The 16014-nt window shown below is 67.0% G+C and carries 10 protein-coding genes and 1 tRNA gene; 7 read left to right on the top strand and 4 right to left on the bottom strand.

Annotation, left to right across the window (positions count from 1 at the left end; genetic code table 11):
• Positions 1–41: 41 nt before the first annotated feature.
• Positions 42–686 (bottom strand): YoaK family protein, encoded by a 645-nt coding sequence (locus tag AC1DZY_RS14240; RefSeq protein ID WP_476820778.1) that lies wholly within the window; start codon positions 684–686, stop codon positions 42–44.
• 365 nt (positions 687–1051) lie between these two features.
• Here AC1DZY_RS14240 and AC1DZY_RS14235 point away from each other — a divergent pair, with 365 nt between their 5' ends.
• Positions 1052–2635 (top strand): 2-isopropylmalate synthase, encoded by a 1584-nt coding sequence (locus tag AC1DZY_RS14235; RefSeq protein WP_476820777.1) that lies wholly within the window; start codon positions 1052–1054, stop codon positions 2633–2635.
• Between the two features lie 93 nt (positions 2636–2728).
• Here AC1DZY_RS14235 and AC1DZY_RS14230 read toward each other — a convergent pair whose 3' ends face one another.
• On the bottom strand, positions 2729–3205 hold the full coding sequence (locus AC1DZY_RS14230) for an Lrp/AsnC family transcriptional regulator (protein WP_476820776.1): 477 nt from the start codon (positions 3203–3205) through the stop codon (positions 2729–2731).
• Positions 3206–3324: 119 nt separating this feature from the next.
• Between AC1DZY_RS14230 and phhA the strand changes: the two genes are divergently transcribed.
• From phhA to AC1DZY_RS14205, 5 genes are all read left to right on the top strand, one after another.
• On the top strand, positions 3325–4200 hold the full coding sequence (phhA, locus tag AC1DZY_RS14225) for a phenylalanine 4-monooxygenase (RefSeq protein ID WP_476820775.1): 876 nt from the start codon (positions 3325–3327) through the stop codon (positions 4198–4200).
• Between the two features lie 178 nt (positions 4201–4378).
• Entirely contained in the window at positions 4379–5605 is a 1227-nt protein-coding gene (locus AC1DZY_RS14220) for a solute carrier family 23 protein (RefSeq protein ID WP_476820952.1), read from the top strand.
• Positions 5606–5753: 148 nt separating this feature from the next.
• Positions 5754–5829 (top strand) — tRNA-Lys (locus AC1DZY_RS14215).
• Positions 5830–6507: 678 nt separating this feature from the next.
• The gene (locus tag AC1DZY_RS14210; RefSeq protein WP_476820774.1) at positions 6508–11604 is read left to right on the top strand and encodes a beta strand repeat-containing protein; all 5097 of its coding nucleotides are present in this window, start codon (positions 6508–6510) and stop codon (positions 11602–11604) included.
• A gap of 163 nt (positions 11605–11767) precedes the next feature.
• Complete coding sequence (locus AC1DZY_RS14205) at positions 11768–12025, top strand: hypothetical protein (RefSeq protein ID WP_476820773.1); 258 nt, start codon at positions 11768–11770, stop codon at positions 12023–12025.
• Positions 12026–12028: 3 nt separating this feature from the next.
• On the opposite strand, the gene AC1DZY_RS14200 is transcribed toward AC1DZY_RS14205, so the two are convergent.
• On the bottom strand, positions 12029–13417 hold the full coding sequence (locus AC1DZY_RS14200; protein ID WP_476820772.1) for a M20 family metallopeptidase: 1389 nt from the start codon (positions 13415–13417) through the stop codon (positions 12029–12031).
• A 138-nt stretch (positions 13418–13555) separates the two neighbouring features.
• On the opposite strand from AC1DZY_RS14200, the gene AC1DZY_RS14195 reads away from it, so the two are divergent.
• A complete protein-coding gene (locus tag AC1DZY_RS14195; protein ID WP_476820771.1) occupies positions 13556–14986 on the top strand; it encodes an SNF2-related protein in 1431 nt (476 codons plus the stop codon).
• A gap of 158 nt (positions 14987–15144) precedes the next feature.
• Here AC1DZY_RS14195 and AC1DZY_RS14190 read toward each other — a convergent pair whose 3' ends face one another.
• On the bottom strand, positions 15145–15990 hold the full coding sequence (locus AC1DZY_RS14190) for a 4-alpha-glucanotransferase (protein ID WP_476820951.1): 846 nt from the start codon (positions 15988–15990) through the stop codon (positions 15145–15147).
• Between the last annotated feature and the right edge of the window lie 24 nt (positions 15991–16014).

Raw genomic sequence — 16014 nt, 5'->3', positions numbered from 1 at the left:
GATTCTGGCGTCCGCGCCAATCGGCTCAGTCGGCCAGGGCTTCAGTCGATGTCCTGCGGCAAAGTGAGCGAGCCCAGCGCGAACAGGGCGCAGGCGAATGCCGCAAACCAGATCGCGCTGCTACCGACGGCGTCATAGGCCGCCGCGCCCGCGACCGCGCCGAGCGCCAGCCCGAGCCAGAGCGTGAAATTGCGCAGCCAGGCGAGTTTTGGCCCGCCGGTCAGCGCATTGGCGATCTGCTGGCCCATCTTGACCAGGGTCCCGGTCATGTAGGTGACGCCGATGGTGACCTCGCCATTGCGCTGGAACACCGAATTCGACGCTGCCATCGCCAGGACGAGCGCGCCGACGCTTGGAAGCATGTTGCCCCGGCCGTCCAGGATCGCGGCGGCCGCCAGGCACAGCGTCACCCAGCCGAGGACGGCGGGCCGTCGCCAGCGCCCGGCCGCCTTGGCGATGAGCGCGCCGGCCACGACGCCACCGACGAAGGTGGCGAGCACGCCACCGGCCACCGCGATGCCCTGCGGATTGCCGCGCGCGAGGTCGATGCCGAGCCGCGTCGTATTGCCGGTCATGAAGGAGACGAAGAAGCCGCCGAGGCTGATGAAGCCGATCGCGTCGATATAGCCCGCGAGCGCCGAAAGCCCGGTCGCGAGGCCGATCGTTCGTCTGACATAGGCCGCCATCGCGGGCTCCCTGAATGCGTCGCCAGCGGCTCTGCCGCGTCGCGCGACATCGCGCAAGGGTTTGCTTCATGGCAAGAGCTCAGCCTTGCGCGGCCCCCCTGCAATCAGCTATGCAAGGTTCAGTCGAAGAGGAACGCCAGTGGCCCCATCCGCCACCCATGCCCAGATGTCGGACCGCGCCGTTGCGCGGAACGCTGGCATGCGCGCTTTCTCCGGTCTTGGTCTGCTTCTTCTCCTTAGCCGCCCCTGAGGGCCGGCCGGGCATGCATGCCTGGGCGCTCAGGGGAGTGACGAGAACCGCCTCCAGACATTCCAGCGCCTGCCACTGAACGACAGCGCGGCGCCACGACCCCAGGATGACCATCATGACCGACGCCACCCAGAACGGCTCCTCCCCGCAGGACCGCTCGCCCAAAGACCGCGTACTGATCTTCGACACCACCCTGCGCGACGGCGAGCAGTGCCCCGGGGCAACCATGACCTTCGAGGAGAAGCTCGAGATCGCCGATTTCCTCGACGCGATGGGCGTCGACATCATCGAGGCCGGCTTCCCGATCGCGTCCGACGGCGACTTCGAGGCGGTGTCGGCGATCGCCAGGCGCATCAAGCGTGCGACGGTCGCAGGGCTGGCGCGGGCTGGCCAGAAGGACATCGACCGGGCCGGCGAGGCGGTGAAGGCCGCAGTCAAGCCGCGCATCCACACCTTCCTGTCCACCTCGCCGGTGCACATGAAATACAAGCTCCAGAAGGAGCCAGACGAGGTGCTGGAGTTGGTGCGCTCGTCGGTGACCCGCGCCCGGAACTGGGTCGACGATGTCGAGTGGTCGGCCGAGGACGGCACCCGCACCGAGATGGATTTCCTGTGTCGCTGCGTCGAGGCCGCCATCAAATGCGGCGCGACCACGATCAACATCCCCGACACGGTCGGCTACACCACGCCCGACGAATACCGCGCGCTGTTTCGGACCGTGCGCGAGCGCGTGCCCAATTCCGACAAGGCGATCTTCTCGGTGCATTGCCACAACGATCTCGGCATGGCTGTCGCCAACACGTTGGCGGGGCTGGAAGGCGGGGCGCGCCAGATCGAGTGCACCATCAACGGCATCGGCGAGCGCGCCGGCAACGCCGCGCTGGAAGAGATCGTGATGGCGATCCGCACCCGCTCCGATGTGCTGCCCTACGAGACCGGCATCGAGACGGCGCTGCTCAACCGCGCCTCCAAGCTGGTCGCCACCGCGACGTCGTTCCCGGTGCAGTACAACAAGGCGATCGTCGGCCGGAACGCCTTCGCCCATGAGAGCGGCATCCATCAGGACGGTATGCTGAAGCACACCCAGACCTACGAGATCATGACGCCGGAATCGGTCGGCGTCTCCAAGACCTCGCTGGTGATGGGCAAGCATTCGGGCCGCGCCGCCTTCCGCTCCAAGCTGAAGGAGATGGGCTACGATCTGGGCGACAACCAGCTGGAGGACGCCTTCACCCGCTTCAAGACGCTGACCGACCGCAAGAAGCACGTCTATGACGAGGATATCGAGGCGCTGGTCGACGAGAACATCGCCTCGGCGCATGACCTCGTGAAGCTGGTCTCACTGACGGTGATCGCCGGTACGCGCGGCCCGCAGCGCGCGACATTGCGGCTCGATGTCGAGGGCCGCTTCGTCACCGAGGAGGCCGAGGGCAACGGCCCGGTCGACGCCGTCTTCAACGCGATCAAGGCGATCGTACCGCATGAGGCGACGCTGGAACTCTACCAGGTCCATGCCGTCACCGAGGGCACCGACGCGCAGGCCGAGGTGTCCGTGCGCCTGTCGCAGGAGGGATCGTCGGTGACCGGGCGCGGGGCGGACCCCGACACGCTGGTGTCGTCGGCCAAGGCCTATCTCGTGGCGCTGAACAAGCTCATCGCCAAGGGCGGGCGGCTGCATTCGCAGGCGGCGGCTGAGTAGGCAGCGCGTCATTCTCGGGCGTCGCGTAGCGGCGACCCGAGAATCTCTTGCAGCAGATGCTCGGGTCAAGCCCGAGCATGACGCCATTTTCGTTCACACCGGCCAGCCGCGATCCGGCTTGATCGTCGACAGCACGAAGGACGAGCGCATGTCGGCGATCCCCGGCAGCGTCAGAAGCCGCTGCATGGCGAATTCGCCATAGGCTTCGATGTCGCGCGCGACGATGTGGACGAGCAGGTCGCATTCGCCTGTCATGGCGTGGCAGGAGACGACCTCGTCGAAGGCCTGAAGCTTCTCCACCAGCCGTGTGCGCCAGTCGGGGTCCGACTGGGCGAGCTTGACGAAAGCATAGGCCTCGACGCCGAAGCCGAGCGCGCGCCGCTCGACGCAGGCGCGGTAGCCCGCGATCACGCCACCCTCTTCCAGCGCCTTCAATCGCCGCAGGCAGGGCGAGGCCGCCATGCCGATCTCGTCGGCGAGCGCCGCATTGGTGATGCGGCCATTGCGCTGGAGCGCGCGCAGGATGCGCCGGTCGGTATCGTCGATGGCATGCGCGGGAGAGAGCGTCATTTCATGACCTGAATTGCGATATTGAGGTCAGATTATGCGAGCGCGCACACGTTTCGGCAAGAGATAGTCAGGACATGACCCGCACTCGCGCCCATCCTCGGGCAGGGAGGATTTCCGTCATGACAACCGATCCATTCATTCGCTCCGGGCTCAAGGCGCATGAGGTTCCGGCCGATTTCGTCGTCGACCAGCGTCATGCCAGCTATTCGCACGACGATCATGCGACATGGTCGAAGCTCTACGCGCGTCAGGTCCAGTTGCTGCGGGGCCGTATCTGCGACGAGTTCTTCACGGGGCTTTCGGCGCTGGGCATCGCCGCCGACGGCATTCCCGATTTCAGCGCGATGAACCGTGTCCTGAAGGCTGCGACAGGCTGGGAGGTGGTCGCGGTGCCAGGTCTCGTCCCCGACCGGGTCTTCTTCACCCATCTCGCCGAGCGGCGCTTTCCCGCCGGTTTCTGGATCAGGCGGCCAGACGAGTTCGACTATATCGAGGAGCCCGACATCTTCCACGATGTCTTCGGCCATGTGCCGCTGCTGATGAACCCGGCCTATGCCGATTTTGTCGCGGCCTATGGTCAGGCCGGCTTGCGGCTGACCGACGCCGACGATCTCGCGCGGCTGGCGCGGCTCTACTGGTACAGCGTCGAGTTCGGCCTGATCGAGACCGATGCGGGCCTGCGCATCTTCGGGGCCGGCATCGCCTCCTCGCCGGGCGAGACGCTGTTTGCGCTGGAGAGCGCCTCGCCGCATCGCATCGGCTTCGATCCGGTCCGGGTGATGCGGACGCGCTATCTGATCGACGACTATCAGCAGGCGTATTTCGTGCTGCCGGGCTTCGAGGCGATGCCGGCGCTCGACGAGGCCTCATTGCCGGCGGCGATGGTGCAGGCCCGTGCGATGGCCGATGTCGACCCCGCGATGGTGCTGCCGCGAGATCGCATCGTCCAACGCGGCGACGGCAGCCATCACAAGGCCGCGCGGATCGCGTCCTGAACGCGGGTCGCGCCAGCTTTCGCGGCGATTCGTCTCGTCCGGACGAAAACCTGCTTGGCGGCGGCTCTGTCTGCGTCTGTAATCGCCGGCTGCGAAGCGCCTGCGAAGAGGCGCGCGGCTGGAGCGAAGCACGGTGGGCTATTTTCCGGACTGGAGCCTGAAGACCTCGGGCTTGGTGATGCCCGACGAGCGGATGCCGGCGGCGCAGACCGTCATCGCCGGACTCCAGCATGTCGTGGCGATGTTTGGCGCAACCGCGCTGGCGCCGATCCTGATGGGCCTTGATCCCAACGTCGCGATCTTCTTCTCGGGGCTGGCGACGCTGCTGTTCTTCGTCGTCACGCGCGGGCAACTGCCGAGCTATCTCGGCTCGTCCTTCGCCTTTATCGGCGTGGTTATCGCGGCGACCGGCTATGCCGGCCCCGGCCCCAATCCGAAAATCGGCCTGGCGCTGGGCGGCATCATCGCCTGCGGTGCGGCCTATGCGGCGATCGGCGTTCTGGTGCAGGCGGTCGGAACGCGCGGGATCGAGCGGCTGCTGCCGCCGGTGGTGACGGGCGCGGTCGTCGCCGCGATCGGACTCAATCTGACGGGCGTCGCCATGGGCATGATCGCCACCAGCGCCTACACCAAATGGATCGCGCTCATCACGGTGGTCTGCGTCGCTTTGGTCGCGGTCTATGGCCGGGGGCTGGCGCAGCGCCTGCCGGTGCTGATCGGGGGCCTGAGCGCCTACATCCTCTACGCGGTGACTGCCGCCGGCTTCGGTGCGCCCGCGATCGATTTCGGGCGCATCGGCGCGGCTTCGTGGCTTGGGATGCCGAACTTCGTCGCGCCGGTGTTCGATCCCCGCGCCATGGCGATGATCGCGCCGGTCGCGATCATCCTGGTCGCGGAGAATCTCGGGCACATCAAGGGCATCGCTGTGATGACCGGGCGCAATCTCGATCCGCTGATCGGACGCGGCTTCATGGCCGACGGGCTGGCGACGATGATCGCGGGCGCGGGCGGTGGGCCTGGCGTCACCACCTATGCCGAGAACATGGGCGTGATGGCGGTGACGCGGGTCTATTCTACGCTGGTCTTCGTGGCCGCCGGCGTCATCGCGCTGGTGCTGGGCTTTTCGCCGAAGTTCGGCGCGGTGATCGGCACGATTCCCGTCGCCGTGCTGGGCGGTCTGGCGATCGTCGTCTTCGGGCTGATCGCGGCGACGGCCGGGCGCATCTGGGTCGAAGCCAGAATCGATTTCTCCGATCCGAAGAACCTGCTGACGGTAGCGACCGCGTTGATCCTGGGCGCGGGCGATCTCAAGCTGCCGGTGATGGGTTTTGAACTGGGCGGCATCGGCACCGCGACCTTCGGCGCCATCGCGCTCTATCATCTCCTCGATCGCCGGCCTGCCTGAAGGTCATCGACGCATCGCCCGCAAGCATTTGGACGAGGCCGCATTTTATCGTCCCGGCGGGGTGGACAGGGCAGGGGGCGTTTGCTACATCGCCGGCCTGCCTGACGCGGGCCTCGCCCGCGAAACGGCCTTACGCTTCGTGGCGTATGGGTGATTAGCTCAGTTGGTAGAGCAGGTGACTCTTAATCACCGGGTCGTAGGTTCGAGCCCTACATCACCCACCATGAATCCCGATGACAACCCGCACTGAAACGCAGCCGGCTCGCTGCAGGTCGTCTGCCGAGGCTGGCCGATCATCCGGGTTCCCGTCGCTGCACCCGGCGCGGCCGCGACTCTCCCGCGCCGGTCTCCGGTGATTCGTGGCCGCGCTCCCGACCGTTTCGCCGCGAGCCCGCGTTTTCCTGCATCATTGGGATGCCGCCGCTCGGGCGAGCGGCTCTAGGCTGGGTTATCTGTGCGAATACACGACAATACGCTCAAACGCGTGTACTGTTGCGTTGTTGTTTTTCAGCAAAATATGCCCGCGCTTCCTATTGAAACGCTGGCCGGCAGATTAGGGCCGGTGGCCTGGCGTGGCATTTAGGTAACGAGGCTGCGAAAACGCGGGTGCTCGACTGACGAAATCCAGTCCCGGTATTTCCCGCGAGGGCGTGGAAAGCCGCAAGCCATTGATTCCAAATCCAGAATCTCACTGGTGTCTAGCTAACGCAAGATCGACCGTCGTCAGTGCGAATAGCCGCGCGAACGGCCTCCGGGCCTTGACGCGCCATGGTCAAACAGGGGAGAGATTGGGGTGAAATCTTGTCGGTTTGGCGACTTGGCGTTTCTACGCGGGCTTTTAGGGTGTTCCCTACCGCGCCGGGATCGACCATCGTCGTGACGGATATATCGGGGCTCGACACATGCTGAAGACGCTTGACGCCATGCCGCATCGCAAGACGGTGGCTGCCACCGGCATCCGCCTTCGCCGGATTGCAGCGACGACGGCCCTGGCGACCGGCGTCATCGCCGGCATGATGCTGTTCCAGCCGACTACGGCGATGGCGCAGACCTGGAATGGCGCGACCGACACCAATGCTCTGGACGACACAAACTGGATCGGGGGCGTGCGTCCGGCCCCGACTGGCGCTGCCGTGCTCAACGCGGGCGGCGGCAACCAGCCCACTCTCAGCGGCACGACGACCTACGATACGCTCGCAATCAGCGCCGGCACCTATACGATCGACGGCACCGGCAATCTGACCGCGACGAGCGGCGTGGCCGTCAGCGGTACAGGAACGCTCGCGGTCAGCGCAGGCGGATTGTTGACGGGCAACGTCACCAGCAGTGCGACCGGCAACAATGCCGGCACGATCACCGGCACATTGGACGTCAGCGGCGGCACCTTCGACACTACGGGTATCGTCACCGGCACGACGACGGTGACCGGCGGCGCGCTGAACGTGACGGGAGCCGGCACGCTGACCGGGGCCAGCGTCAACGTCAGCGCCGGCACGCTCGTCGTCGATGGCGGTGCGTTGGCTGCGGGCGCGACCGTCACCGTTTCGGGCGGTAATTTCACCTCGTCAGGCGCCGAAGCCTACACGGCTATCACGCAGACAGGCGGAACGGTCGATGGAACCGGCGTTCACACGCTGTCGGGCGCGTTCACGCAGTCGGGCGGCGCCACCGGCGGCACCGTCCAGATCAATGCGGCCACCTTCACCCAGTCCGGCGGTGCGACCATCGCGGCGGGCACGATCGTCAACTCCTCCGGCGCCCAGTCGCTGCAGGGCGGTACCGTCGCGGGCAATCTGACCGGCACCGGCGCGATCACGGCCAACGGTACGACGACCGTGAGCGGCGTCATCTCGAACAGCGCCAGCGTCTCCGTGACGGGTGGCACGCTGACCCTGTCTGGCGCCAACACCTACACCGGCGGCACAACCGTCAGCGCCGGCACGTTGACCCTGGGCAATGCCGGCGGCCTCGGCGCCAACACGAACGCTCTGGCCGTCTCCGGCGGCACGGTCGATCTCGGCGGCTTCAATTCGGTGCAGAACGGCGGCCTGACGCTGACGGGCGGCACGATCCAGAACGGCACGCTGTCTTCCTCCGGTACCTTCGACGTGCAGACGGGCGCGGTCAGCGCCGTGCTGGCGGGAACCGGCGCGTTGACGAAGTCGGGCGCGGGCACGGTCACGCTGTCGGCTGCGAACACCTATAACGGCGGCACGACGGTCACCGACGGCACGTTGAACATCACGGGCGCCGGCTCGGTCGCCTCGACCACCGTCACCGTCAGCGGCGGCACGCTCGTGACCGATACCGACGCGCTGGCGAACGCGGCGACGGTGCTCGTTTCGGGAACCGGCACCTTCACTTCGTCGGGCACGGACGCGATCGGCTCGATCAACCAGTCGGGCGGCACGGTGAACGGGTCGGGCGTGCTGACGCTTTCGGGCGCCTTCATCCAGTCGGGCGGCACGACCGGCGGGACGGTCGATATCAATTCCGCCACCTTCACCCAGTCCGGCGGTGCCACCATCGCGGCCGGCACGACCGTGACCTCGACCGGCGCGCAATCGCTTCAGTCAGGCACCATCGCAGGCAATCTGGACGGCGGCGGTGCGATCACAGCCAGCGTCGGCACGACGACCGTCAGCGGCGTCATCTCCAGCACCGCCAGCCTCACCGTGGCGAGCGGTACGCTGATCCTGTCGGGCGCGAACACCTACGCCACGGCCACGACGGTCAATTCCGGCGCGGTGCTCAACATCCGGAACGACGCTGCGCTCGGCACGACCGCTGCCGGCACGACGGTCGACAGCGGCGGTGCGCTGGAACTGCAGGGCGGCATCACCGTCGGCGCCGAAGCGCTGACCCTCAGCGGAACCGGCATCGCCAGCGGCGGCGCGCTGCGCAGCGTCAGCGGCACCAACACCTATGGCGGCGCCATCACGCTGGCCGGCACCGCCAGCATCGTGGCGGCGAGCGACTCCCTCACCATCAGCGGAGGGGTCACGACGGCCGGCTTCGGGCTGACGGTCGGCGGCGTCGTCACCTTCAACACCACAGCCATCGCCGGGACCGGTTCGGTCACCGTTGCTTCCGGCGCAACAGCCGCCTTCAATTTCGCCAACACCTATTCCGGCGGAACGACGGTGCTAGGCACTGCCGCGGTCGGAGCGAACGGCGCCCTTGGAACCGGTGGCGTCACGATCAATGGCGGGACCATCCAGAGCAATGCGGCGGCCGTGACGCTCGCCAATGCGATCACCCTGACCGGGAACGGCTCCATCAGCGCGCAGGCCGCCCAGGCCCTGACCCTCACCGGCGGCATCGCGCTCGGCGCCAATACTTTGACGTTCAACGGCGCCGGCCAGACGAATGTCAGCACCATCGGCATCAGCGGCGCTGGCGCCGTGGTGAAGGCGGGGACGGGAACCCTGAACCTCAGCGCCGCCAACGCCTATACCGGCGGTACGACCGTCAACGACGGTACGCTCGCGCTGCTCGCAGGCGGGTCGCTCGCCTCGGACGTGAACGTCACGGCGGGCACCTTCAGCAACGCCGGCACGGTCAACGCCGCGGTCACAAACGCGGGCACGCTGACATCGACCGGTACGATCACCGGCAACGTCACCAATACCGGCACGACCAATGCGGCGGGAACGATCGGCGGCGCGGTCGCCAATAACGCAGGCACGTTCAACGTGACCGGCGATCTGGCTATGGTCAGCACCTTCGCCAACGCGGCGGGCGCGACGCTCGCCGTCACCGGCGGCAACCTGACCGGCGTCACCGTCCTCACCAACAACGGCACGGTGACGATCGGCGACGGGCGCAGGCTCTCGGCCGGAACGATCAACAACAATGGCGGCTCGATCTCGGTCGGGGTCGGCTCGACCCTGCAGGGCACGGCCAACACGCTCAACAACGGCGCGGTCATCAACGTCGCCACCAACGGTGCGATCACCGATGCCGGCGCGGTCAACAACCTCGCCGCCGGCGTGATCAACTTCAACGGTCCGGGCGGAACGGCGACGCTCAGCGCCGGAGGCGGCGTCGTCAACGACGGCGCGATCAACATTCTCGGCGGCAATGTCGCGGTCACCGGCACGGTCGTGAATCAGGGCGTCGGCGTGATCGCCGTCACCGGCGGCGACATGACCGGGATGACCACGCTGACCAACAACGGCACGGCGGGCAACGCGGTGACCGTGGCGGCCTCGCGGATCCTGTCCGCGACGACCAGCATCACCAACAATGCCGGCACCTTCACCAATGCCGGCACGGTCACGGCTCCGACCCTGACCAATGCGGCGACCTTCGCCAGCACCGGCATCGTCAACGCCGCGACGCTGTTCGACAACCGCTCCGGCGCGACGACGACGGCGCGCGGGACGATCGCTTCGGCGCTGGTCCAGAACCGCGGCGTGTTCAACACCAACGGCGCGCTACAGGTCAACGGCGCCTTTACCAACCTCGGCGGCGGCGTGCTCTCGGTCGCGAGCGGCGATCTCGGTGTCAGCGGTGCGCTGACCAATGGCGGATCGACGACGATCGCCAACGGCCTGGCGGCCAATCTTGGCTCGCTCTCGAATTCGGGCACTGTGACGCTGGCGAGCGGCGCGTCGCTGCGGGCAACGGGCAACATCGCCAATAACGGGACGATCGAAGCGCGCAACGGCGTCACCAACAATTTGATCACCGCCGGCGGCGGCTGGTCAGGCAACGGCAATGTTGGGCTCGATCTCGACATCGCGCGTGCGGCGTCCGACCGGATCGTCGTTGGAGGCGCGTCCTCGGGCCTCACCACGGTGAACTTCGCTCAGCTTTCCAACGGCGCCAACAGCATTCCTTCCGACATCCAGGTCGTCAGCGGCGCGGCCGGCGCCCAGTTCGTCGCAAGCGGCGCGCTGCCGGCGACGGGGCCGAGCCCGTTCGCTGGCGGCAACGGCCAGTTGATCCAGTCCAATGCCGGGCTGGTGCAGTACTGGTTCGGCGAGACCTCGCCAGGCTCGGGCAATTTCGTGGTCCGGCCGGATCTCAACGTGGCGGCTGCCTCGTCCTTCGTCGCTTCGGTTTCGAGCGCGTTGTCCTCGATCAATGCCTTCAGCGAGCCGGCCTCCGCCTTCATCAGCGGCCCGTCCGACCCCGGCCCGAACACCTTCTCGCTCGGCTCATGGGGCCGCGTGCGCGGCGGTCAGTTCGACATCACGTCGAACAGCATCGTCGGCAGCCCTAATGGCGTGAACCGCTCCTTCCGCAGCACGAACGAAGCCGGGTTCTCCGGCTTCCAGCTCGGGCTCGACGCCGGCCTCTACAACATTAACGGCAGCGGCTGGTCGGCCAATCTCGGCGTCCATGGCGGTAAGGTCGACGCCAAGGTCACCAGCCCCGACTCAACCCTGCATGTCGATCAGCCCTTCTACGGCGTCTATGGCGCGCTCCGCAGCGGCGGCGGCTTTGCCTTCGACGTGCTGGTCCGGCGCGACGATTTCGACCTGAAGCTGAATTCTCCTGGGGCCGGGCTGACCAACGCCAAGTTCAAGGCCGATGGCTGGAGCGGTCTGGCCTCGATGACGCAGCGGTTCAACATCACGGATACGATCTATATCGACCCGTCGATCGCGCTTCTGTATTCGCGCGCCGAGGTCGACACGCTGCGGGCGGCTGGTACGGCCGTCGCCTGGCAGCCGATCGAGAGCATCACCGGCCGCTTCGGTGTGCAGATCGGGACGTTCCTGCAGCCGACCGAGAAGATCATCGTGGCTCCCTATCTGGCGGTCAGCGTCTGGCGCGAATTCGCCGGCGCAACCAAGGCCGACGGCCAGTTCGGCGGTTTGAGCTTCCCGACCGTGACCGACCGCGTCGGCACCTACGGCCAGGCCAGCCTTGGCGTCGCCGTGTCGTCGACGACGCCGGGTCTGTCGGGCTTCCTGCGCGGCGATCTGCGCTTCGGCGACCGGATCGAGGGCTACGCGCTGAACGGCGGCTTGCGCTACCAGTTCTGAACGCGTTGCTTTCCAGGTAGAAGGGGCTGCACCCACCGGTGCAGCCCCTTTTGTTTGCGGGTTGCCTGTCGCCCATGCGGCGCCCTCTGATCCCGGGCGCTTGTGTTTTTCAGAACATTTGCCGGCCCCATGCGTTTGGTCCTCTCAGGAGGACATTGCGCGCATGACCATCTCGTTCCAGCACAACGCAGCCGATCCCGGCGGCACACCGGCGATCCCGAATCCGCCGCCGGAAGCGCCGCCGCTCATGCCGACGGAGGTTCCCCCCGCGCCTCCGATGGAATCGCCGCCCGACGAGGAGCCACAGGGCATCCCGACGGACCCGCCGCCGGAACTCCCGCCAAACGCTCCGCCCGAGGCCCCGCCGGCGACGCCGATTGATCTTCCGCCGGGTCGCGATCCGCGTCAGCCGATGGAGTGAGTTTCACAGCGGCGGCGTGGCGCCTTCGCCGAGGTCCCAGTAAAGCCCGGCCATTAAAGTGAGCCCCTCGCGCGCGATCGCGATGGGCAGGTGCTCGTCGGGCGCGTGCTGGGAACAGCCCGGATAGGAGTGCGGTACCCAAATCGTGCGGAGTTTGAGGATTTCGGCAAAGATATCGTTGGGCAGCGAGCCGCCGAGATTGGGCAGCAGAGCCGGCTTCTTGTTGGTCGATGTCGCGATCGAGGCCAGCGCCCAATGCACCCAGGGGTCTTCCGGGTCGAGCCGGGTCGCGCCGAAGATCTCGTCGCGTGCGAGCGAGACCTCGACCATGCCGAAGCCGTGGCGCTGGAGATGGCGGCGCAGGGCTGGAACGACGTCGTGGTAGTCGATATCGACGACAAAGCGGAGCTGGCAGCGAGCCCAGGCGCTCGGCGGCACGGCGTTGACCGGCGTCTCAGGCACGCCCGACTTCATCGCCAGCACATCGAAGGAGCACCAGCCGAAAACCTGCTCGGCCGGCGACAGGCCGGGCTCGCCCCAGCCAGGGTCGATCGTCGGGCCGTCGGGGCCGCCATCGATTTCGCAATCGACCAGGGCACGGCGCACCGGCTCGGGCAGCTCCTTCGGGACCCATTCATGGATGCGGATCTGGCCGGTCGGCGAGGTGATCGAGGCGATTGCGTGGGCGAGCTGGATCGCCGGGTCGGAGAGAATGCCGCCCCAGTTGCCGGAGTGATGGCCGCCCTCGCGCGCGACGATGGAGAGGTCGAAGGTGACGCCGCCCCTCGCTCCGAGGAAAACCGTGGGGCGTTCAGCATTGAGGCGGGGGCCGTCCGACGCGATCAGGACATCCGACCGGAACAGCTCGGCCTGCTCGGCGCAGAGCTCGCGCAGCCCGGGCGAGMCGGATTCCTCGCCCATCTCGATCAGGTATTTCGCGTTGAAGCCGAGCTTGCCACGTGATTCAAGTACGGCGCGCAAGGCATTGATATTGATGACATACTGGCCCTTGTTGTCGACGACGCCGCGACCATACCAGCGGTCGCCGCGCTCGGTCAGGGTCCAGGGCGAGAGGCCCTCGCTCCATTGCGCATCGAGCCCGCGAATGACGTCGCCATGGCCGTAGCCGAAGATGGTCGGCAGGTTTTCGCCCTCGATGCGCTGCGCAAACAGGAACGGCCCCTTGGCGCGGGGATGGTGGAGAATGCGGCATTCAAAGCCGAGGCTTTCCAGCAACGGCTTCATCTCGGTTTCGAGATAGGCGGCGAGCACCGGAGCGCGTTCCGGGTTCTGGCTCTCGGTCGGCATCGCGACGAGGCGGGTGAGATCGCGCTTGAAGCTGCCGGAGTCGAAATAGTCTTGCGCATGCGCGATGGCCTGGGCGCGGGTCATGGGCTGTCTCCGTAGATGCAAACGGCGTCGGCGCGAGTCCTGACGACTGTGCCCGATCATTCGCACTGGCTGCCAGTGCAAAGAATGCTTGACGCGTCACCCGTCCCGCATTGCTGGTGAGAAGGGAGTTCGAGGGATTTGCCGACCACCATGCGCGCCGCCGACCAGCCTCTGTTCACGCCCCATGCGCACCAACTCGGCGCCCGTGACGCAATCCTGGCGGCGCGAGCCGCCGGCGCGCCTGGCTTCCTGCTCGGCGACCTTACGGGATTGGGCAAGACGCTCTCGGCATGGCTTGCGCTTTCCGCGATGCCGGAGGACGAGGTTCTGGTGATCTGCCCCAAGGGCGCGATCCCGCAATGGCGGCGAACGATGGCGCTGTCGGGCCTGAAGCCCAAGCGCGTCACGCTGATGAACTTCGAGAAGACGAAATCGCTGCTAGCCGCGCCGGCCGACAGCAAGAAGCGCTCGACGCGGGCGAAGAACAACGAGATCGCCAAGCTTGGGACGCCGAAGCGGATCTGGCCTCTGGTCGTGATCGACGAGGCTCACCGCATCCGCAATCCGAACTCGCAGCAGGGACTGGTCTGCCGACAGATGGCGGCCGCCGCCTGCTTCACGATCTATATGAGCGCCACCGCGGGCCAGTCGCCGCATGAACTATCCTATCTCGGGCCGTTGCTGGCGCGCGCGTCGGGGATGGCGAGCGCCGATCTCGACGGATTTCGCGCGCTGATGAAGCAATTGAAGATCGGCCGCGCCAAGGGCCGCTGGAAGAACTGGAGCTGGGAGTCCAACGAGGCCGACCGCAAGCGGATGGCCGACCTGCTCTATCGCGGCGGGAATGCGATCGGGCTGAGGCGGCGTCCGGAGGAGATCGCCGGCTGGCCCGAAGTGCAGCGCGAGCTTGCCCCCGTCGCGCTCGATTCCGCGGCGCGCAAGCTCTACGAGGCGACCTGGCGCGAGTTTCGCCGCGAGCTCGGCCTTGCCGGCGGGAGCACGCGCAAGCCGCAGGGCTGGGCGGCCGATCTGCGTTTCCGCCAGAAGGCCAGCCTGCTGCGCATCCATGGCACGGTCGATTTCTGCGACGATCTGCTGGGCAATGACGAGCAGGTCGCGGTTTCCGTGGCGTTCCTGGAAACGAGCGCCATGCTGGCGGATGCCTTGCGTGGGCGAGGCTGGCGCGTTGGCGAGATCAACGGTCAGCACTCGGGCGCGGTCAACGAGGAGACCAGGGTCGCCTTCCAGACCGGCAGGCTCGACGCGGTGATCTTCACCGTCACCGAATCGATCTCGCTGCATCGCGGCGAAATGCCTGGCGGCGAGCGCGAGCGTTCGCTCGTCATCCACGACATGCGCCATTCCGCGATCCAGCTCCAGCAGATCGAGGGCCGCTGCCACCGTGACGGCCAGCATGCGACGATCTTCTACGCCTATGCCGAGGACACGGTGGAGGAGGCGGTGGCTGCCACCGTCATCCAGCGCATGGCGGCGATGGAGGGGCTGGCGGGCGACGATACCCGCATGCTGGAAGAGATCGCCGGAATCGTCGAGGCGCGGGCGGCCTGATGCGCGTCGACAGGAAAACTCTACGTCATTCCGGGCGCAGCGAAGCGGAGACCCGGAATCCATCGTAAAGCGCGACAGTGCTCTATGATGGATTCCGGATCGGCGCGGCTTCGCCGCTTGCCCGGAATGACGGCACGTTTTGTAGAGAAGTCGTTGCTTCAGACCTCTCCGCGCACCGGGCCGAGATGCGCCAATCTCGCGCGCACCGTCTCGTCGTCGAGCAGTGCGCCTGCATCGCCAGCAAGCCTGTGCCGCCAGTTGGGCTTTTCGGTCGTCGTGCCCGGCACGTTTGGCTGGGTCTCGATGCTGAGCGCATCCTCGATCGCCAGCAGTTTCAGCGTGCAGGGCGTCGCGGCGACATAGCGGATCGCGGCATCGACGACGGGAGCCGTGTCATGGGGCGGCGGGCGCTCGCCTTCGACCAAGCCGGCCTGCTCGAACGAGGCCCAGAGCAGGCCGCGATCCCAGGCGCGGATGCTTTGGTGCTCCTCGCCACCGCCGCCGGACATGTCGATGTCCGAGCCGGCCCACCAGCCTGCCGTCGGGACGAGGTCATGCGTCGTGGTCAGCGCGGCCGCGCCGGCATCCCATTGCGCTGGCGGCACATAGCCGTGCTGCGTCCGCTCGAAGCGCAGCACGCGCATGCCGGCAACGCCCTGCTCGCGCAGATAATCGCGGAAGCCGTCGGGCAGGGTGCCGAGATCCTCGCCGATGACGATGGCGTTGTGACGCCAGGATTCGAGCGCGATCAGCCGGAACAGAGTTTCGGACGGAAAGGTGACGTAAGCGCCGTCGAGCGCGCTCGCGCCTTGCGGCACCAGCCAGAGCCGGCTCATGCCCATGACATGGTCGATACGGATGCCGCCGACATAGCGCAGGCTGGCGCGCAGGGTCTCGATAAAGGGCGCAAAGCCCGAAAGCGCGAGCCCGCGCGGCGAGAAGGTGGTCAGCCCCCAGTTCTGGCCGTCCGCCGCATAGTAGTCGGGCGGCGCGCCGACGCTCAGGCCGCCGAACGCTCAGGCCGCCGA

This window comes from Allobosea sp. P2_A10, assembly GCF_056405115.1.
This window is presented reverse-complemented; position numbering and strand designations above follow the sequence as displayed.

Bases quoted from the DNA above. Each gene is read 5' to 3' on its own strand.
- AC1DZY_RS14240 (WP_476820778.1), bottom strand. From the start codon at position 686: ATGGCGGCCTATGTCAGACGAACGATCGGCCTCGCGACCGGGCTTTCG.
- AC1DZY_RS14235 (WP_476820777.1), top strand. From the start codon at position 1,052: ATGACCGACGCCACCCAGAACGGCTCCTCCCCGCAGGACCGCTCGCCC.
- AC1DZY_RS14230 (WP_476820776.1), bottom strand. From the start codon at position 3,205: ATGACGCTCTCTCCCGCGCATGCCATCGACGATACCGACCGGCGCATC.
- phhA (WP_476820775.1), top strand. From the start codon at position 3,325: ATGACAACCGATCCATTCATTCGCTCCGGGCTCAAGGCGCATGAGGTT.
- AC1DZY_RS14220 (WP_476820952.1), top strand. From the start codon at position 4,379: ATGCCCGACGAGCGGATGCCGGCGGCGCAGACCGTCATCGCCGGACTC.
- AC1DZY_RS14210 (WP_476820774.1), top strand. From the start codon at position 6,508: ATGCTGAAGACGCTTGACGCCATGCCGCATCGCAAGACGGTGGCTGCC.
- AC1DZY_RS14205 (WP_476820773.1), top strand. From the start codon at position 11,768: ATGACCATCTCGTTCCAGCACAACGCAGCCGATCCCGGCGGCACACCG.